General features: G+C 73.0%; 15 protein-coding genes and 1 rRNA gene. 3 read left to right on the top strand and 13 right to left on the bottom strand.

Translation table 11 applies throughout. From position 1 onward, the window contains the following. A 16S ribosomal RNA gene (locus ACFYOJ_RS04165) occupies positions 1 to 71 on the bottom strand; the annotation flags it as partial. Positions 72 to 637: 566 nt separating this feature from the next. Beyond that, a complete protein-coding gene (locus ACFYOJ_RS04170; protein ID WP_356558489.1) occupies positions 638 to 1,645 on the bottom strand; it encodes a stage II sporulation protein M in 1,008 nt (335 codons plus the stop codon). Positions 1,646 to 1,774: 129 nt separating this feature from the next. On the opposite strand from ACFYOJ_RS04170, the gene ACFYOJ_RS04175 reads away from it, so the two are divergent. Then, positions 1,775 to 2,689 (top strand): RDD family protein, encoded by a 915-nt coding sequence (locus tag ACFYOJ_RS04175; protein ID WP_356558490.1) that lies wholly within the window; start codon positions 1,775 to 1,777, stop codon positions 2,687 to 2,689. A 107-nt stretch (positions 2,690 to 2,796) separates the two neighbouring features. Here ACFYOJ_RS04175 and ACFYOJ_RS04180 read toward each other — a convergent pair whose 3' ends face one another. The 8 genes from ACFYOJ_RS04180 to ACFYOJ_RS04215 form a co-directional block, all read right to left on the bottom strand. Then, positions 2,797 to 3,411, bottom strand: a complete 615-nt coding sequence (locus ACFYOJ_RS04180) for a hypothetical protein (RefSeq protein WP_356558491.1) — start codon at positions 3,409 to 3,411, stop codon at positions 2,797 to 2,799. Positions 3,412 to 3,521: 110 nt separating this feature from the next. Beyond that, positions 3,522 to 4,979 (bottom strand): adenosylhomocysteinase, encoded by a 1,458-nt coding sequence (gene ahcY, locus ACFYOJ_RS04185; RefSeq protein WP_356558492.1) that lies wholly within the window; start codon positions 4,977 to 4,979, stop codon positions 3,522 to 3,524. Positions 4,980 to 5,301: 322 nt separating this feature from the next. Then, complete coding sequence (locus ACFYOJ_RS04190) at positions 5,302 to 6,276, bottom strand: cation diffusion facilitator family transporter (protein ID WP_356558493.1); 975 nt, start codon at positions 6,274 to 6,276, stop codon at positions 5,302 to 5,304. Positions 6,277 to 6,423: 147 nt separating this feature from the next. Further along, entirely contained in the window at positions 6,424 to 7,575 is a 1,152-nt protein-coding gene (manA, locus tag ACFYOJ_RS04195) for a mannose-6-phosphate isomerase, class I (protein ID WP_356558494.1), read from the bottom strand. A gap of 38 nt (positions 7,576 to 7,613) precedes the next feature. Then, the gene (locus ACFYOJ_RS04200; protein WP_356558495.1) at positions 7,614 to 8,741 is read right to left on the bottom strand and encodes an SIS domain-containing protein; all 1,128 of its coding nucleotides are present in this window, start codon (positions 8,739 to 8,741) and stop codon (positions 7,614 to 7,616) included. Positions 8,742 to 8,826: 85 nt separating this feature from the next. Next, positions 8,827 to 8,997 carry a Trm112 family protein gene (locus tag ACFYOJ_RS04205; protein WP_356558496.1) on the bottom strand — a complete coding sequence of 57 codons (171 nt, stop codon included), beginning with the start codon at positions 8,995 to 8,997 and terminating at the stop codon, positions 8,827 to 8,829. 223 nt (positions 8,998 to 9,220) lie between these two features. Next, positions 9,221 to 10,585, bottom strand: a complete 1,365-nt coding sequence (locus tag ACFYOJ_RS04210) for a phosphomannomutase/phosphoglucomutase (protein WP_356558497.1) — start codon at positions 10,583 to 10,585, stop codon at positions 9,221 to 9,223. Positions 10,586 to 10,700: 115 nt separating this feature from the next. Further along, entirely contained in the window at positions 10,701 to 11,123 is a 423-nt protein-coding gene (locus ACFYOJ_RS04215; RefSeq protein ID WP_356558498.1) for a DUF3499 domain-containing protein, read from the bottom strand. A 295-nt stretch (positions 11,124 to 11,418) separates the two neighbouring features. Between ACFYOJ_RS04215 and ACFYOJ_RS04220 the strand changes: the two genes are divergently transcribed. After that, the gene (locus ACFYOJ_RS04220; RefSeq protein ID WP_356558510.1) at positions 11,419 to 11,871 is read left to right on the top strand and encodes a metallopeptidase family protein; all 453 of its coding nucleotides are present in this window, start codon (positions 11,419 to 11,421) and stop codon (positions 11,869 to 11,871) included. Positions 11,872 to 11,922: 51 nt separating this feature from the next. Here ACFYOJ_RS04220 and ACFYOJ_RS04225 read toward each other — a convergent pair whose 3' ends face one another. The 3 genes from ACFYOJ_RS04225 to ACFYOJ_RS04235 all read right to left on the bottom strand — a co-directional run bounded on the left by ACFYOJ_RS04225 (position 11,923) and on the right by ACFYOJ_RS04235 (position 17,760). Next, positions 11,923 to 13,452, bottom strand: a complete 1,530-nt coding sequence (locus ACFYOJ_RS04225) for a DUF5719 family protein (protein WP_356558499.1) — start codon at positions 13,450 to 13,452, stop codon at positions 11,923 to 11,925. Beyond that, complete coding sequence (locus ACFYOJ_RS04230; RefSeq protein WP_356558500.1) at positions 13,449 to 17,171, bottom strand: glycosyltransferase; 3,723 nt, start codon at positions 17,169 to 17,171, stop codon at positions 13,449 to 13,451. Before ACFYOJ_RS04230 ends, ACFYOJ_RS04225 begins: the two co-directional genes overlap by 4 nt. A gap of 325 nt (positions 17,172 to 17,496) precedes the next feature. After that, positions 17,497 to 17,760: a WhiB family transcriptional regulator gene (locus ACFYOJ_RS04235; RefSeq protein ID WP_003975777.1), complete on the bottom strand. Its 264-nt coding sequence runs from the start codon at positions 17,758 to 17,760 to the stop codon at positions 17,497 to 17,499. A 687-nt stretch (positions 17,761 to 18,447) separates the two neighbouring features. Between ACFYOJ_RS04235 and ACFYOJ_RS04240 the strand changes: the two genes are divergently transcribed. Continuing rightward, a complete protein-coding gene (locus tag ACFYOJ_RS04240) occupies positions 18,448 to 18,963 on the top strand; it encodes a cysteine dioxygenase family protein (protein ID WP_356558501.1) in 516 nt (171 codons plus the stop codon). The last annotated feature ends 13 nt before the right edge of the window (positions 18,964 to 18,976 follow it).

The following is an 18,976-nucleotide window of genomic DNA, read 5'->3' on the forward strand; positions in this document are numbered from 1 at the left end:
CATCGTTCGACTTGCATGTGTTAAGCACGCCGCCAGCGTTCGTCCTGAGCCAGGATCAAACTCTCCGTGAATGTTTACCCGTGATCGGGTGACACCACGATGAGCGGAACAGCCGGGCGGAATAAGCCCGGCCGTTCACAGCGTCCTCGCTGTGTTTTTTCAAAGGAACCTCGACCATCCGGAGGATGGACGGGGTATCAACATATCTGGCGTTGACTTTTGGCACGCTGTTGAGTTCTCAAGGAACGGACGCTTCCTTCGTACTCACCCGAGAGACTCTCTCAGGCTTTCCTCCGGGCGCTTCCCTTCGGTCTTGCGTCTCCGACTCTATCAGATCCTTTTCCGATCCGATTTCCTCGGTGCTTTCCAGGTTCCCGCTTCCGCGTTTCCCTTTCCGGCGGTTCCGACTTTATCAGAAGTTCTGGGCCAGTCTGACCGGCCGTTCATTTCCGATTAATCGGGAGGGTGCTTCTCCGAATTCGACGAATCAGGAGGAAGCGTATAGAAACTTACCACTGCCCTCTGGGGTGACCCCGTCTACAGGCAACTGTTCGAATCTACCTCCCCGCTCGATCCGTGTCAACGGCTCTTGCGGGAACGAAGAGGACACTAGCAGCTCACCGGGGGCTGATGCACATCAGGCCGCTGTCGGCACGGTGGCGCTGCGTTCGGTCTCGTCGACGTCGCCCGTGTCGCCGGCGCGTACGGCACGGCCGCCCAGGACATAGACGTAGGCGAGGAAAGCCAGCTCGGCGATGACTCCGATGGTGATGCGGGCCCAGGTGGGCAGGCCGGACGGGGTGACGAAGCCTTCGATGGCGCCGGAGACGAAGAGGACCAGGGCCAGACCGATCGCCATGCCGATCGCGGCCCGGCCCTCCTCGGCGAGAGCGACGCGCCGGGTGCGCGGGCCGGGATCGACGAGGGTCCAGCCCAGACGCAGACCGGTGCCCGCGGCGACGAAGACCGCGGTCAGTTCGAGCAGGCCGTGCGGGAGTACCAGGCCGAGGAAGGTGTCGAGGCGGCCGGCCGACGACATCAGGCCGAAGCCGACACCGAGGTTGAGCATGTTCTGGAACAGGATCCAGATGACCGGCAGGCCGAGGAAGACTCCGAAGATGAGGCAGAGCGCGGCGGCCCAGGCGTTGTTCGTCCAGACCTGCGCGGCGAAGGAGGCCGCTGGGTTACTGGAGTAGTACGTCTCGTACTGGCCGCCGGGGCGGGTGAGCTCGCGCAGTTCGCTGGGGGCCGCGATGGTCGACTGCACTTCGGGGTGGGTGCCGATCCACCAGCCCAGGAGCGCGGCCACGGCGGTCGACAGGAGTGCCGTGGGGACCCACCAGTGGCGGGCCCGGTACACCGCGGCCGGGAACTGCCGGGTCAGGAAACGTGTGACGTCGTGCCAGGATGCCCGGCGCGTGCCCGTCACGGCGCTGCGCGCGCGGGCCACGAGCCGGCTGAGCCTGCCGGTCAGCTGGGGGTCGGGGGCGCTGGACCGGATCAGGGAGAGGTGGGTGGCCGTGCGCTGGTAGAGGGCGACGAGCTCGTCGGCTTCCGCGCCGGTCAGCCGACGACGGCGACGGAGCAGGGCGTCGAGGCGGTCCCACTCCGCCCGGTGCGCGGAGACGAAGACGTCGAGGTCCATCGGTGTGCCTGCTCCTCGGCTATCGTCGGCGGGTCTTCGTGGATCAGCTTGTCGTACTGGGGCGCGATGCGTGCCCAGCTTGGCAGACTGGCCAGGTGGGGGGCAGCAGTCAGGGGAAGGGCGGCGGGCGTGAGTGAGCTGGTGACGGGCGAGGCGGTGGCGCTGGAGCTGAGCCCGGCGAGACTTCCCAGCCGGGCGATGGCCGTCCTGCTCGACCTGGTCGTGGCCGTCGCCGCCTATGTGGCGGTCACCGTCGTTCTGGTGCTGGCCACCGCCTCCCTGGACACGGCGGCCCAGACGGCGCTGTCCCTTGCCGCGTTCGTTCTGGTGCTGGTGGGCGGGCCGATCGCGGTGGAGACGCTCAGCCACGGCAGATCGCTGGGGAAGATGGCCTGCGGCCTGCGGGTGGTGCGGGACGACGGCGGCCCGATCCGGTTTCGGCACGCGCTGGTACGGGGCCTGATCGGCGTGGTCGAGATCCTGATGACGCTCGGTGTGGTCGCCTGTATCGCCTCCCTCGTGTCGGCGCGGGGCCGCCGCCTCGGTGACGTGTTCGCGGGGACCCTGGTCGTGCGGGAGCGGGTGCCGGTCGCGCCGACGGGCTTCCTGCCGCCGCCTCCGCCCTGGCTGGCGGGGCGCTTCTCCGGAATCGACCTGTCCGCGGTGCCCGATGACCTGTGGCTTGCCGTCCGCCAGTACCTCGCGCGGATGCAGCAGCTGGATCCGCGGATCGGCTGGGCCATGGGGGAACGGCTCGCCGCGGATGTCGCGGCCCGTACGGGCGTTCCGGCCCCGCAGGGCGTTCCACCGGCGGCGTATCTGGCTGCGGTGCTGCGGGAACGGCAGGCCCGGGAGGCCCGCAAGGTGTTCGGGGGCGGTACGTCCCCCGGTGTGGCGCCTGCCGGGATGCCGGGCCCGGTGCCGCCGTCGGCTCCGCCGGTGGAACGTCCGTCCTCGGCCTCGCCGGTGGAACGTCCGTACGGCATGCCGTACGACGAGCCACGGAACGGGCGTTCCGGCGGCGGGTTCGTGCCCCCGGCGTAGCGGTCGCCCCGGCCGCCCCGCGACCCGGCTCCCGTGCGCCCTCTGCTCCCGCAGTTCCCTTGCTCACCTGTTCCCCGGGCGGCGGTACGTGCCGTTCCCGGGGCTGGTCACGGGAACACGGACGGCGGTGACTCCAGGTCCTCCAGTTCGATGCCGGGGGCCGCGAGGACGACGTCGCCGGCGATGTGGACGGTGTGCTGTTCGCCCGTGTCCAGGGCTGTGACCTGGTATTCGTCCACGGTGAGGGGGCCGTTGTCAGTGGTGTGTGCTTCTCTCTTCACCAGGGCCCAGGACTGGTCGACGGTGCGGGGGGCGAGGACCGGGTCCGTGAGGGCGACGAGGCGTACGCGGGTGGCCGGTGCGGAGGGGGTGAGGCGCAGGAGTCGGGTGGTGGCGACGAGGAACGCCGGGGACGTTCCGGTGAAGGCGTGGGCGCGCGCATTGCCTTCGGTGGCGTGGGCTCCGGTGGGGTCGGTCCGGACCCAGGTGACGCCGTCGATGGCCGCGCCGCGCACCTGCCAGTCGGCGGCGTGGAGTTCCAGGCGGATGGGGCGGCCGAGTTCGTCGAGGGCGAGGTCGACGGAGCCCTGATGGTCACCGGTGGGGGTGGTCAGCCGGGAGACGTAGCGCCAGCCGGACGGGCCGGGGGCGCACTGGAAGTGTTCGTCTGCGAGAGGGGTGTGGTCGTGCGGGTCATGGAGCGAATATCGGCCGCGGGGCATGGGGGTCCTGGGTGGTGACGGGTCGGTCCGGCCGCTGAGGCGCCAACGGGACAGGCCCCCGGCACGGGGGTGCGGGGGCCTGTCTCGGAATCGCGGAAGGAGCCGGTGGCTCAGTAGCGGTAGTGGTCGGGCTTGTAGGGGCCCTCGACCGCGACGCCGATGTACTCGGCCTGCTCGGGGCGGAGCGTGGTCAGCTTGACGCCCAGGGCGTCCAGGTGGAGACGGGCGACCTTCTCGTCGAGGTGCTTGGGCAGCACGTAGACACCGGTCGGGTAGGCGTCGGGCTTGGTGAACAGCTCGATCTGGGCCAGCGTCTGGTCCGCGAACGAGTTGGACATCACGAACGACGGGTGACCCGTGGCGTTGCCCAGGTTCAGCAGGCGGCCCTCGGAGAGCACGATGAGGACCTTGCCGTCGGGGAAGGTCCAGGTGTGGACCTGCGGCTTGACCTCGTCCTTGACGATGCCCGGGATCTTCGCCAGGCCGGCCATGTCGATCTCGTTGTCGAAGTGGCCGATGTTCCCGACGATCGCCTGGTGCTTCATCCTGGCCATGTCCGAGGCCATGATGATGTCCTTGTTGCCCGTCGTGGTGATGAAGATGTCGGCCGTCTCGACGACCTCGTCCAGGGTGGTGACCTGGTAGCCGTCCATCGCCGCCTGCAGCGCGCAGATCGGGTCGATCTCCGTGACGATCACGCGGGCGCCCTGGCCGCGCAGCGACTCCGCGCAGCCCTTGCCCACGTCGCCGTAGCCGCAGACGACCGCGGTCTTGCCGCCGATGAGGACGTCCGTGGCGCGGTTGATGCCGTCGATCAGGGAGTGGCGGCAGCCGTACTTGTTGTCGAACTTCGACTTGGTGACGGCGTCGTTCACGTTGATCGCCGGGAACAGCAGGGTGCCGTCGCGCTGCATCTCGTACAGACGGTGCACGCCGGTGGTGGTCTCCTCGGTCACGCCGCGGATCTCGGACGCCAGCTGGGTCCACTTCTGCGGGCTCTCGGCGACCGTGCGGGTGAGGAGCTCGAGGATGACGCGGTGCTCGTCGGACTCGGCGGTGTCGGGCGAGGGGACCTTGCCGTCCTTCTCGTACTCGACGCCCTTGTGGACGAGGAGGGTGGCGTCACCGCCGTCGTCCAGGATCATGTTCGGGCCGCCGGTGGGGGTGTTCGGCCAGGTCAGCGCCTGCTCCGTGCACCACCAGTACTCCTCGAGGGTCTCGCCCTTCCAGGCGAAGACGGGGACGCCCTGCGGGTTGTCGGGCGTGCCGTTCGGGCCGACGGCGATGGCGGCGGCCGCGTGGTCCTGGGTGGAGAAGATGTTGCAGGAGGCCCAGCGGACCTCGGCGCCGAGGGCGACCAGGGTCTCGATGAGCACGGCGGTCTGCACGGTCATGTGCAGGGAGCCGGTGATCCGGGCGCCGGCCAGCGGCTGGGCCTCGGCGTACTCCTTGCGGATCGCCATCAGGCCGGGCATCTCGTGCTCGGCGAGCGTGATCTCCTTGCGGCCGAACGCGGCCAGGGAGAGATCGGCGACCTTGAAGTCCTGTCGGTTGTCGACAGTCGTCATTACGGGCTGCTCCTCGGGTTGGGTCGAGGTGGGTACGGCTGACCTGCGCGGCGGCGGACACAGGGGTGCCCCGAAGAGGACACAGGCATGCCCGCGTACGCGCAGCGCAGTCCGTCGGAGGCCCTCTCTCCCTCGGCCGGTCCGTCCTCGGACCGCCCGACCGCCATCAGCAGCGACGTCTGGCTCCGTCCCAAGCTACACCGGTGGGCCCGGCCGTCCCCAGTCCGCCTCCGCACACATCCGGCCGTTTCACAGGGCGGGGAAACGTGGTCCGGCCCCGCCGGAGGTCGGCGGGGCCGGGTCACGGGGGAGATCGAGGGTGTCAGTGGTGGCCGGTGGCCGGGCCGCCGGGCGTCGCCTCGCGGTCCGCTCCCCTGGCGGCCTCGGTCTCGCTGTAGATGTCCGGTTCGAGGTAGATGACGCGGGCGATGGGGACGGCCTCGCGGATGCGGGCCTCGGCGGCGTCGATGGCGGCGGCGACCTCGGCGGCCGTCTCGTCGTGCCGGACGGCGATCTTGGCGGCGACGAGGAGTTCCTCGGGGCCGAGGTGGAGGGTGCGCATGTGGATGATGCGGGTGACGGTGGCGCCGTCGACGGTCGCGGCCTCGATCCTGCGGACGTCCTCGGCGCCGGCGGCCTCGCCGAGCAGCAGGGACTTGGTCTCGGCGGCCAGGACGAGGGCGATCAGGATGAGCAGGACGCCGATGCACAGGGTGCCGACGCCGTCCCAGACGCCGTTTCCGGTGAGCAGGGCGAGACCGACGCCACCGAGGGCGAGCACGAGGCCGACGAGCGCGCCGAAGTCCTCCAGGAGGACGACCGGCAGCTCGGGCGCCTTGGCGCGGCGGACGAACTCCGTCCAGGACTTCTTGCCGCGCAGGGCGTTGGACTCCTTGATGGCGGTGCGGAAGGAGAAGCCCTCGGCGATGATCGCGAAGACGAGGACGCCGACGGGCCAGTACCAGTGCTCGATCTCGTGCGGGTGCTTGATCTTCTCGTAGCCCTCGTAGAGGGCGAACATGCCGCCGACCGAGAAGAGCACGATGGAGACGAGGAAGGCGTAGATGTAGCGCTCGCGGCCGTAGCCGAAGGGGTGTTGCGGGGTGGCCTCGCGCTGGGCCTTCTTGCCGCCGACCAGGAGGAGGGCCTGGTTGCCGGAGTCCGCCAGCGAGTGCACGGACTCCGCGAGCATCGACGACGAGCCGCTGAAGACGAACGCAACGAACTTCGATACAGCGATCGCGAGGTTGGCGGCCAGTGCCGCCACGATCGCCTTGGTGCCGCCTGACGCGCTCATGTGCCGCGTTGTCCCTTCGCCTTCGCCTGCGTGTGTACGCCGCTCGGGAGGGGCTGTGCCGGTGCCGGCTCCGCCCGTCCTTCGCGGTGGGTCATTGTTGCAGCCCGGCCGGTCGCCGGTGCGACGGAACGGGTTGCCGCATTCGCGTCAGACACGCACGGTGGCACGGAAGACGGTGCCGTTGCCGGACACTTCGGCCTTCTCGCCGGCCGGGACGAAGACGGACCGTCCGGGGGTCAGGTCGTGCTCGCCCGCCCGTACGGTGCCCGCCGTGCAGAGCAGGATCTGCGGGGCTGGGCGGGTGAGGTCGCGGGGGGCGGTGCCCTCGGGGAGCACGTAGCGGGAGAGGCGGAACTCGTCGACGGGGGTGTCGTAGACCTCTTCGCCGTCGGGGGACGCCTCCGGGCGCAGGATGCCCGGGTCGCCGGGCTCGAAGCGGACGATGCGCAGGAGTTCGGGGACGTCGACGTGCTTGGGGGTGAGGCCGCAGCGCAGGACGTTGTCGGAGTTGGCCATGATCTCGACGCCGAGGCCGTTCAGGTAGGCGTGCGGGATGCCGGCGCCCAGGTACAGGGCCTCGCCGGGCTGGAGCCGGACGTGGTTGAGGAGGAGGGCGGCGAGGACGCCGGGGTCGCCCGGGTAGTGGTGGGCGATGCCGGCGTAGGGCGCGTAGGGGCCGCCGAGGCGTTCGCAGGCGGCGGAGGTCTCGGCGACCGTGCGGGACATGCCCTCGGGGTCTGCGGTGAGGATCGCGGTGAGGACCTCGCGCAGGGCGGCGTCCTCGGGGTGGGCGCGCAGCAGGTCGGCGTAGGGCTTGAGGGAGGCGACGCCGAGGCCGTCGAGGAGGCCGGCGGTCTCGGCGGGCGGGCGGAAGCCGCACAGGCCGTCGAACTCGGTGAGGGCGCAGATCAGTTCGGGCTTGTGGTTGGCGTCCTTGTAGTTGCGGTGCGGGGCGTCGAGGGGGACGCCTCGGCGTTCCTCGTCCTCGTGGCCCCGCCTGGCCTGGTCGAGGTCGGGGTGGACCTGGAGGGAGAGGGGGGCGCCGGCGGCGAGGAGCTTGAGGAGGAAGGGCAGCCGGGGGCCGAACCTGGCCACGGAGACCGGTCCCAGTTCCCGCTCGGGAGCGGCGGCGACGACCTCGTCGAGGGTGCCCCGGGCGGTGCGGGAGGGGGCGCCGGGGTGGGTGCCCATCCACATCTCCGCCTGCGGTTCACCGGTCGGTTCGGTGCCGAGCAGGTTCGGGATCGCGGTGGTGGAACCCCAGGCGTAGGGGCGGACGGTGTTGTCGAGGCGGTCCATGGGCTCTCTCTGCCGGTGTGCGCGTGTCCTGTACGAGATCAGGTGCCGGAGGCGAGCGCCAGGTAAACGGCGGCGAAATCCGTGATGGCGATCAGTTCGGCGAGGGTCTCCAGTTCGCCGCCGGCCTGCGGTTCGAGTTCGCTGATCGGCGTGTCGTGGCCGAGGGCCACGTCCCGGGCGGCGGGGGCGGCGCTGAGTCCGCCGATGGGGCGGTCGCGCAGGAGCACCACGCGTGCGTGCAGGGCGGGCGGCTCCTCGACGCGGTCGCGGAAGAAGTCGTCGGGGTCGGCGGCGGCCGCGAGGGGGCCGGCGAGCAGGGCGCTGTGCGCGGCGAGCGCCTCGGGGAGCTCGGCGACGACCGCGGGGGTGCCGGAGAGTTCGGCGAGCGCGGCGGCGAAGCGGCGGCCGGCCGGTCCGGCGGAGGTGCCCTCGGTCCAGACGACGGGGAGGGAGTCGGCGAGTTCGGCCGCCAGGGTCTTGGCCGGGTTGCTGTAGGTCACGATGGCGGGACCGCAGCGTTCGGCGACCTGGTCGAGGCGGTCGGCGACCTTCTCGACGGCCTCGGGCGGCGCCTCCAGCAGGCCGGTGCGGTCCAGCAGGGCGAGGAGCGGCGTGAGCAGCGCCCACAGGACGCCGGGGGCGGCGCCTGCGAGGGGCTCGTCGTGGTCGTACGGGGCGGTCGCCATCGGGAGGAACAGGCCGTGGGAGCCGTTCACCGCCTCGCTGAGCGGGGAGCCGCCGGGGGCGACGGCCACGACCGTGCAGCCGCGGCGGTAGGCCTGCTCGGCGAGCAGGGCGAGGCCCGGCTCGGTGCCGTCGGGGGTGGCGATCAGCAGCAGGTCGACGGAGCCGGCCCAGCCGGGCAGTTCCCAGCGCAGGGCGCCCGCGGCGGCCGCGACGCCGACGGGGGCGAGGCGGGTGACGGGGCTGCCGGCGCCGGCGAGGGTGCCGAGGAGGTCGGCGGTGTGGGTGGCGGCGGCGCCGGGGCCGGCGATCAGTACGGCGCGGGGGCGGCCGTCCGGTTCCAGGCGGCCGACGCCGGCCTCGGCGGCGAGCCGGGCGGCGGTGCGCACCCGGGCGCCGGCCTCGGCGGCGCCGCGGAGCAGGCCGCGGCGGTCGGCCTCGGCGAGGCCCTCCGGTGTGTCGAGGAGCGATTCGTCGAGCATGGCGGCAGTCTCCGATCGCCGGGGCGTTCGTTCGGTCGCGCGGGCGCGGGGGCCCGTCCTGCGGCTGGGGGAACCCGGCCGCCGGTCACTCGGGGCGGCGGGCCTCGTCGACGAGGAGGACGGGGATGCCGTCGCGGACCGGGTAGGCCAGTCCGCAGTCCTGGCCGGTGCAGATCAGCTCCGCGTCCTGCTCCTCGAGGGGGGAGTGGCAGGCGGGGCAGGCGAGGATCTCCAGGAGGCCGGCTTCGAGCGGCATGGGGGTTCCCTTCGGGGGCGGTTGAGCGCTGTGCGGATGTGCTGGTCAGGGTACCGCCGGTCGTGGGGCGGGTGACGGGGCCGGGGTGGGTGTCGGCGCACCCGGCGCCGGTGCTCGCGGGCGGGTGTCGCGGCCCGGCGTTGCGGGGTGCCACTGCCCGCAGCTACGGCGGGACGGGCAGGCGGGCGGGCGGCACGGCTGCCCGCCGCTGGGGCGCCTTCGGTTATGCGCGGATGATCGCCAGGGCCTCGTCGCGGATCTTCTTCATGGTCGCCTCGTCGCGGGCCTCGGCGTTCAGGCGCAGCAGGGGCTCCGTGTTGGAGGGGCGGACGTTGAACCACCAGTCGGCCGCGGTGACGGTGAGGCCGTCGAGTTCGTCGAGGGCGACGCCGTCGCGGCCCTCGTACGCGGCGCGGATCGCGGCGAGGCGGGCCGCCTGGTCGTCGACGGTGGAGTTGATCTCGCCGGAGCCGGCGTAGCGGTCGTACTGGGCGACCAGTGCGGACAGGGTGCCCTCCTGGCCGCCGAGGGCGGCCAGGACGTGGAGGGCGGCCAGCATGCCCGTGTCGGCGTTCCAGAAGTCGCGGAAGTAGTAGTGCGCGGAGTGCTCGCCGCCGAAGATGGCGCCGGTGCGGGCCATCTCGGCCTTGATGAAGGAGTGGCCCACGCGGGTGCGGGCCGGGGTGCCGCCGTTCTCCCTGACGACCTCGGGCACGGACCAGGAGGTGATCAGGTTGTGGATGACCGTGCCCGTGCCGCCGTTGCGGGCCAGTTCGCGGGAGGCGACAAGGGCCGTGATCGCGGACGGGGAGACCGGGTCACCGTTCTGGTCGACGACGAAGCAGCGGTCGGCGTCGCCGTCGAAGGCGAGGCCGAGGTCGGCGCCCTCCGCGCGGACGCGCTTCTGGAGGTCGACGAGGTTGGCCGGGTCGAGCGGGTTGGCCTCGTGGTTGGGGAAGGTGCCGTCCAGCTCGAAGTACATCGGTACGACGTCCAGGGGCAGGCCGTCGAGGACCGTGGGGACGGTGTGGCCGCCCATGCCGTTGCCCGCGTCGACGACGACCTTCAGGGGGCGGATCGCGGTGAGGTCGACGAGGGAGCGCAGGTGGGCCGCGTAGTCGGCGAGCGTGTCGCGCCGGGTGAGCGTGCCCTGGCGGGACGCCGGTTGCGGGGCGCCGGACTCGCTCCAGCGTTCCGCCATGGCGCGGATCTCGGCGAGGCCGGTGTCCTGGCCTACGGGGGCGGCGCCCGCGCGGCACAGCTTGATGCCGTTGTACCGGGCGGGGTTGTGCGAGGCCGTGAACATGGCGCCCGGCAGGTCCAGCGCGCCGGAGGCGTAGTACAGCTGGTCCGTGGAGCACAGGCCGATCAGGACGACGTCGGCGCCGCGTGCGGCCGCCCCGCGCGCGAAGGCACCGGACAGGCCGGGCGACGAGGGCCGCATGTCGTGGCCGACGACGACGGCGTCCGCGCCGGTCAGCTCGGCGAAGGCGGCGCCGAACAGCTCGGCCAGCGGCTCGTCCCACTGGTCGGGGACCACACCGCGCACGTCGTACGCCTTCACGATCTGTGACAGATCAGCAGCCACGGCCAGCCTTCCTGGAAGTCCTGTCAGTGACCACAAACTACCCGTAGGCACCGGCACGGGACAGGGCAGCATCCCGTCCGGCACGGGCGAGGGTGCGGGGTGGAGGAGGGAGGACTCAGTTGTCCGGCGAGCGCAGCACGCGCAGGTGGCCGCGGCGCGCGACCTCCATCGGGTCGGCCGACCGCGCTCCGCCGCCGGCTCCCGCCGCACGCTCCTGGGGGCGGGCGGCCTCGCGCACCGCGTTGGCGAGCGCTTCCAGGTCGTCGCCGCTGGGGCGCGCCGGGGCCGAACCGTCGAGGAGCCGGACGACCTCCCAGCCGCGCGGGGCGGTGAGGCGCTCGGAGTGCTCGGCGCACAGGTCGTAGCAGTGGGGTTCGGCGTAGGTGGCGAGCGGGCCGAGGACCGCGGTCGAGTCGGCGTAGACGTACGTCAGCGTCGCGACGGCGGGACGGCCGCAGGCGGTGCGCGAACAGCGACGTACAGGGCTCACGATGTTGGACGGTACCGCACTCTTGAGCGGGCCGCGACGATCCTCCACCGGGTCACACCACCGTGTCGCGGTGTGAGACGGGCCACAGGCCCTTCCGGGCGGGCCTCTGCGACCTGGGCGGACGCCGTTTTCCGCACGGTCGGACGCGTCCGAAAGCGGTCATAAGGCATCACAGACGGCATCGCATGCCGCAGGTTCCGCGGTCACAGAGAGATACGAAATCGAGTCCAACCTTGGCCGAAATGGTCATCCGGCGACATGTCGTGCCGGTGCCCCCATCGTCGGCCGGTGTGTCGTGCGGGGGCGGGCACGCGGTGCCGGCGGGGACTACCCTTCCCCAGTGATGGACAACCCCGTGACACCCCGTGAGGCCGGCCGCCCGGGACCCCGCCGTCGTGATCGCCACGGCCGGGGCATGCGCGGCCCGATCGCGCCGCCGCAGGTACCGCTGGCCGCCAGCCGCGCCGATGTGTTCGCGGATCTGGTGCAGGACTCCGTCGAGCGGCTGGAGCGGCGGTGGCCGCAGCTGGCCGACATCGATTTCCACGTGCTCGAGGTACCGCGGCTGGATGCGTCCGGGCAGGTGTGGGACGACGAGGCGGTGCCGCTGGGCGGCACGGTGCCCGCACGGGACGGCCGGCGGGGGCAGGTGGTCGTCTACCGGCGGCCCGTCGAGATCCGCGCGAAGGGCCGGGACGAACGGGCGGCGCTGGTGCACGAGGTGGTCGTCGAGCAGGTCGCGGAGCTGCTCGGCCTCACGCCGGAGACGGTGGACCCGAGGTACGGGGAGGACTGAGGGCCGGGAGGGGCGGGAAGGACCGGGGCGGGCGGGAAGGACCGGGGAAGGTCACTTCTGCAGCACCGACAGGTCCTCCCGCGCCTTCGGGACCGCCACCATGCCCCGGTCGTCCGGGAGGGTCTGCACCGTGAAGGCCGCCGCGTCGTCGTCCGCCCGGTCCAGGGTGCGGGCCGCGTACACCGGGCCGCCCGACACGGGCTCGACCGTCAGCGCGTAGGTGCCCTTCAGGCCCGCCGGGACCGGCGGCTCGACGTCCTGGGTGGTGCCGCCCTCGACCGTGTACGTCCTGGACACCGGCGTGCCGCCCTCGCTGCCCGCCGACGCGGTGACCTTCACCTTCGCGCTCTCGCCGGGCGCGGTCAGGGACAGCGTGGTGCCCTTGGCGCGGTTGTCCACCGCGGTGGCGCGCGCCCCGACCGGGCCGAAGGCCGGGATGAACGCCGTCTCCCGCGCGTCGCCCTTGCCCCGCACCACGCGCAGCGCGGCCACGACCGGCACGGGCCGGTCCGTCGGCGTCAGCACCAGGGAGCCCGCCTCGCCGCGGGTGACCTCGCCGAGGTCGACGCCGGTCGTCATGCCCGCCTTGACGCGCACCGTCTCGTGTCCGGCGGGGGTGATCGGCCCGGACGGCGAGGTGAGCCGCACCTTCAGGTCGGCGTCCGTGTTCCCCGGCGTGAACAGCACCAGGCGTACGGCCGTGGCGTCCTTCGGGATGCCCGGCAGCACCAGGTCGCCCGCCGGGTCCGCGGCCGGGGCCAGCCAGTCGCCGCCGGTCCTGTCGTCGAGGGCCTGCACCGCGGCCCCCACCCGCCCGCTGCGCACGACGACGTGCACGGTGAGGTCGGTCTCCTGCGTGCCGCTCAGCGTGGACAGCAGGATCGGCTCGCTGGCGTGGGGAGGCACCGTGATGCCCTCCCCCACCGTCGTCCTCACGGCGCCGTCCTTGCCGTGGAGCTCGATGTCGACGACGGCCGCCGAGTCGTCGGGATTGGTCAGCTGGACGTAGTCGGTGCGGTCGGCGGCCGTGCTGGCGCCCGGGAACCAGAACTCCGTGTCCGGCGCCGAGCAGGTGACGCCGAGCAGTCCGCGGCCCGTGCCCGCGGCGACCTCCGTGGTCTGCTGCACGGTCCAGCCGGGGGCGTGGCTTCCCTCGGCGATGCCGACGAACGCGGGCGTGTCGGCGCCGCTGGTCGTCCCGGTGACCGGCGTGCCGGGCGCCTTCGGCTGGACGGCGGGCTTCTCGTCCTTCCGGCCGCTCTTGTCGTCCTTGTCGTCCTGGTCACCCTTCTCGGCGTCCTCGTCGGTGCCGGCCGGATCCGACGGTGCGGCCGCGAGCGCGGCCCTGCCCTTGCCGTCGGTGCCCTTGGTGAGGGGCGTGAAGGAGGTGTACGTCGTCTCGGCCAGGTCGGAGATGCTGGGCGCCGGGCACGTCAGGCTGGAGCGCTCCACCGGCAGCCGGGCGGCGGACGCCGGTGCGGTGTCCGTGCCGGGGGCGTCCGGTGTGGTGAGCGCCGCGAATCCGGTGACGGCGGCGAGTGCGGTGGCGCCGGCGATCAGGGACAGGGTGGTGCGGTTCACTGCTGGCTCCCGTCGGGACGCTCACTGCCCGGGCCGTGGGGGTGCCGGGGCGGGGAAGGGTCGTACGGCGTGGCGTAGCCGCCCTGGTCGTAGCCGTCCTGGCCGTATGTCTGGTGGTACGTCTGGTCGTAGGTGCCGGTCCGGGCGGGGGCGCCGTAGGCGTACGGGTCGTACGGGCCCGCCTCGTACCGGCCGGCCTGCGCGCCCTGGGGCTCCTGGTAGGCGTCCGGCTGGTACGGCTGCTGCTGACCGTGGGCGGCGGGGTCGTACTGCCGGCCGTCCTGGTACTGCTCGCCGGGGTACGTGCCGTAGGCGTCGTAGCCGTCGTTCCGGGGGCCGGCCGCTTCCCACGTGCCGTACTCCGGCTGCTGCGGGACCGGCGCCGGTGCCTCCTGCGGCGGGGCGGGGACCGGAGCGGCCTCGGTCTCGGTCCCGGTCTCCGCCTGGGCCCGCAGGCGCCGGGCCCGGCGGCCCTCGCCGGCCGCGGCCCGGGCGGGGACGAGCGGCTCCTCGGGCAGGTCGTCGTCGACGTCGCGGCGCCGGCCGGGCAGGGCCAGGACGACCAGGACGACGGCGAGCAGGCCCTGGGTCCACAGCCAGGCGGTGTGGGTGAGCGGGGCGTCGTAGGTGACGTCCAGCCGGCCGCCGGAGGCGGGGAGTTCGAAGCCCTGTGCCCAGCCGTCGACGGTGGTGCGGGTGAGCGGCTTGCCGTCGAGGGTGGCGCTCCAGCCGTCGGCGGCCTCGTCGGCGAGGCGCAGCACGCGCCCCTCGGAGCCGGACGGGATCTTCGTGTGGATCTCCACGGGGCCGGCGGCGACGGGCTGCGGCTCGCCGGCGTCCGAGCCGTCGCCGGGCACGATGGTCGCGCGTGCGACGTCGCGGTCCACCTGCCACAGTCCGCTGCCGTCCTGCTGGCTGAGCCGCCGCAGCCCCGGCGTGGCGTCCAGGACGCGGACGACGTCGCGCGGCGCGCCCTGGCGCACGAGGACGTAGCGCACGGCGAAGCCGCCGAGCTGGCCGGCCTGGTCGGCGCCGGAGCCGGCCACGAGGTTGGCGACGACCTTGTCGAGCCGGGCGTTGCCGCCCTGGGTGGCCAGTTCGCCGTCGCCCATGCGGATGCCGGAGCCGCGGACCAGCATGTAGCGCACCTCGGCGGCGGAGTCGCCGGCGATGACGAGGGCGCGGGCCTGGTCGCGGGTGAGGGTGTCCTCGGCGACGAAGGCGGGCACCTGCGCGGGGTCGCGGCGTTCCAGCGGCCCGTCGGCGCCGCCGGCCATCCAGCCGACGGCGGCGATCAGCGGACCGGCGGCCGAGGCGAGGGCGATGAGCGCGGCGACCGGCTGGCGCCAGCCGAAGCTCTGCTCGGCGACGCGGAAGCGCGCCCCGTCGGCCCCCAGGGCGGCGGCGGACAGCAGGGCGAGGCCGTAGACGAGGGTGGCGGGGCCGGCCCAGGCGGAACGGTTGGACAGGACCGCGAGGACGAGGGCGACCAGGGCGACGGCCCAGGCGGTGCGGATCGCCGCCTGCCGCTCGGAGCGCAGCAGGGCGGCCAGCGCGGCCGCCACGATGCCGACGAGGACGAGCCCGCCGACCGTGCCGGGGCCGCCGGGGACGGCGCCGAGCAGGTCGAGCGCGGAGGCCGCCGAGGCGCCGTGGGCGAGGCCCGCCTCGTCGAGGAAGCCGGACGGGAACAGCGACAGCGACCAGGGCGCGAGCAGCAGCAGGGGCGTGCCGAGCTGGGCGAGGAGGCGCAGCCCGTACGCGGTGATGTCGCCGCGGCGCAGGACCAGGACGCCGATGCCGAGGAGCAGCGCGAGGGGCCACACGACGGGCGTGAAGGCGGTGGTGATCGTCAGCAGCAGCGCGTACGCCCAGGTGGCGCGCCAGCTGCCCCGGGTGCCGGACGAGCCGGTCAGGCCGGCGGCGGCGACGCCGGCGCGCGCGATGAGCGGGAGCAGCACGGCGAGGACGGCGGTGCCGATGCGGCCGCCGGCGAGTGCGCCGGTGACGGCGGGCAGGAAGGCGTAGGCGACGGCCGCCCAGGCGCGCAGCAGCCGGGAGGGGACGAGCGGGCGGGAGGCGAAGTACGCGGTGACGCCGGCCAGGGGAACCGAGCCGACCAGCAGCAGGGTGACGGCCAGCTGGGCGGAGCCCAGCAGCACGGAGGCGAGCGTGGCGAGGATCGCGAGGTAGGGCGGGGCGGAGGCGGTGCCGCCGGTGCCGACGGTGTGCCAGGCGTCGGCGTACCGCGACCACAGGTCGGTGGCGCCGTCCGGGACGGGCAGCAGCGCGCCGCCCGCGAGGGTGCCGCCGCCGATGAGCGCGCGGCAGGCCACCAGGGAGGCGAGGAGCAGGACCAGGAAGAGGACCGGGCCGGGTCTGCGGGCGATGCGCTTGAGGCGGGCGAACTGCTCGATCTCGAGGAAGTCGGCGTCGTCGCCGCCCGGGCCGGACTCGATGGCGCCGCCGTGCCGTCCGGCGCCCGGTGCGGTGTCCGCGTCGGAGCCGCCGAAGAGGCTGCCCGCGGCCTGTTCGACGGTGACGCGGACCGTCGCGCCGGGGGGCGGGAACAGGGCCCGCAGTTCGTCCTTGCCGATCTGCGGGCGTCCGCGTTCACGGCGTCCGGCGAGGATGCGTTCGGGGCGCAGCAGGACGCCGAGCAGGCCCCGGATCTCGTCGAGCGCCTGGCCGGGGACCTTGGCGACGAGGTGGGCGACGGTCCGCAGCAGGGTGCCGACGACGAGGCGCAGCAGCACCCAGGGCAGGGCGGCGGTGCGGACGTTGACGAGCAGGGTGTGGACGGCGCCGGCCTTGTCCACCTTGTGCGGGGAGGCGGCGGTGCGTCCGGCGCAGTCGACGGTGCGGCGCTCGCGGGAGGCCGCCTCGGCGTGGCGTACGACCGCCTCGGGGGCGACCAGGACGCGCAGGCCGGCGGCGTGCGCGCGCCAGCACAGGTCGACGTCGTCGCGCATGAGGGGCAGCCGGCGGTCGAATCCGCCGAGCCGTTCGAAGACGTCGCGCCGGATCAGCATGCCCGCGGTGGACACCGCGAGGACGGTCCGGACGTGGTCGTGCTGGCCCTGGTCCTGTTCACGGCGGTCCAGGCCGGTCCAGCGGCGGCCGGAGTTGGCGATGGAGACGCCGACCTCCAGCAGTTGCCGACGGTCGTACCAGCCGCGGAGCTTGGGGCCGACGACGGCGACGTCCTCGCGGCCGAGCGCGAACTCGTTGTCGACGACGCGCAGCAGTTCGGCCAGGGCGTCCGGCTCGGGGGCGCAGTCGTCGTGCAGCAGCCACAGCCACTGCACCGGCTCTCCGTGGGGGAGTTCGGGCAGGTCGTGGGCGTCGTCGCGCCAGGTGCGCGTGACGGGGTCCCAGCCGCTCGGGCGCCGCAGGTACGGGAGCTCCTCGGGGGTGAGGACCGGTGCGGTGCGGGTGGCCTCCTCGACGGCCTGGCCGAAGCCGGTGCGCCGGGCCAGGTGGAGCACGCGGTCGTCACCGAGGGCCTCGGTGACCAGCCGGGCGGAGTCGTCGGCGCTGCCGGTGTCGGCGGCCACGGCGTACTGGACGGGGCGCTCCTGGCCGAGCAGACCGGCGAGCGCGTCGGGCAGCCAGCGGGCTCCGTCGTGGGAGACGAGGACCGCGGTCACCACGTGGCGCGGGAACTCAGGTGCGGCAGCGAGGTCTTGCTGGGCTGCCGGGTGGCTGTGCACGGACATCGAGGTACGGGCCCCGGTTCGATGGACTGCGGTGGACACCCGTGCCCGGTGGGGGTGGCGGGGCGTCTCGGACGAGCGCCCACACTATCGGCAGATCGAACGGGGCGGCGCGGAGCGCCTCATCGGGGGGAAGCGGCCGGGGCGGGCGGTGTGCCGGCCCGCCGGTCGTGGACAGCCCGTGTGCGAGGGGCCGTTCACGTCGTTGCGCGTGCTTGTGCGTGTATGTGCGTGCATGGGGGTGCCGCCCGCCGGACGGCGGTCCGGGCACCGGGACGGACACCGGACCGGGTGACGAGGCCCGGTCGACGGCCGGCCGGACGACCGGTCAGACGGCGGCCTTCTTCAGCCGGCGGCGCTCCCGCTCGGACAGGCCGCCCCAGATGCCGAAGCGCTCGTCGTTGGCGAGCGCGTACTCGAGGCACTCGGAGCGGACCTCGCAGGCGAGGCAGACCTTCTTGGCCTCCCGGGTGGATCCGCCCTTCTCGGGGAAGAAGGACTCGGGGTCGGTCTGGGCGCACAGTGCGCGCTCCTGCCAGCCGAGTTCCTCGTCCGCGTCGTCGACCAGCAGTTGCTGCACCAGCTCGGTCATGTGCGCCCCTCGTCTGTTCTTCGCGTCCCCGTGATCCGGCCGTTATCGATTCCGGCCGAACGACACGAGTGAAATTACAAGTGTGCCGCTCCGGGCGAGTCAAGCCGAGATCTGCTATTGGGCCCCTTATTCACTCTGCGGAACCAAGGCTCTGCGGAAAGTGTTCAAATCTCCATAAACCTTGACATACCGACGAGGCCCGTCGGGACTCCCGGTCCGCACAGGAGCTGTGCGGGGAAGGACGCCCCGGCGTTCGTTCTCGTTCCGACACACGCGCCGAAGCGAACCTGATCACATTCGGATCACGGGATCGCAACGGGGATCGTGTGCCCGGTCTGTGCCGCATGTGTCCCGGAAGCCGCGTGAGCAAACCTTTCACCTTCCAGATGAACCGGATGAGGTGAACCATGTCCCACATAACGGTCATCGAGTTGACAGTGCCGGTGTGAGCCGCTGTCCTTGTGGGCATGCTCGCGAACTTGGCACTCACCTCGACCCGCACCGCCGGGTCCCACGGTGCTGCCCACGTTCGCTGTAGCTGTTGTCGCTGTTCCAGCTGTTGAGCCGACCACGCTCCGGCTGCCCCGGGCCCACCCGACCCGGCTCGTGTGCTCCCGCACTCCCGGACACGGGGATCCCCGTGCCCCGCTCCTCCCCCGCACTCTTCCGCCGAGGAACACCTCACCCATGAACAGCGACAGCGACCTCCAGATCGCCGGCGACATCCTCGAAGTCCCCCACCTCCTGCAGGCACCGCGCGAACACCCGGCCACCGTCGCCGAGTTCGCCGGACTGCTCCGCTCCCTCGCCGACGACCGCTCCCGGTGGGCGCACCTCGTCCGGTACGACGCGACGGCACGCTGGTACCACCGGCTGCGCACCGGCCCCGGCTACGAGGTGTGGCTGCTGTCCTGGCTGCCCGGTCAGGGCAGCGGCCGCCACGACCACGGCCCGTCCTGCGGCGTGTGGACGGTCCTGGACGGCACGCTGACCGAGCGCACCGAACGCGGCACGCGCGCGCTGGGGGCGGGGACGCAGCGGGTGTTCGCGCCGGGGTACGCGCACGAGGTCGTCAACGACACGCTGGAGCCGGCGGTCAGCCTGCACGTCTACTACCCGGGCCTGACCGAGATGCCCATGCACTCCGCCCGGTGCTCCGCCGCCGCACCGCAGGACGCCGGTGCCGGTGCCGGGGCGCGGTGACGGCCGGCTGACG

Source organism: Streptomyces sp. NPDC006384, from assembly GCF_042870695.1.
Taxonomy (GTDB): domain Bacteria; phylum Actinomycetota; class Actinomycetes; order Streptomycetales; family Streptomycetaceae; genus Streptomyces.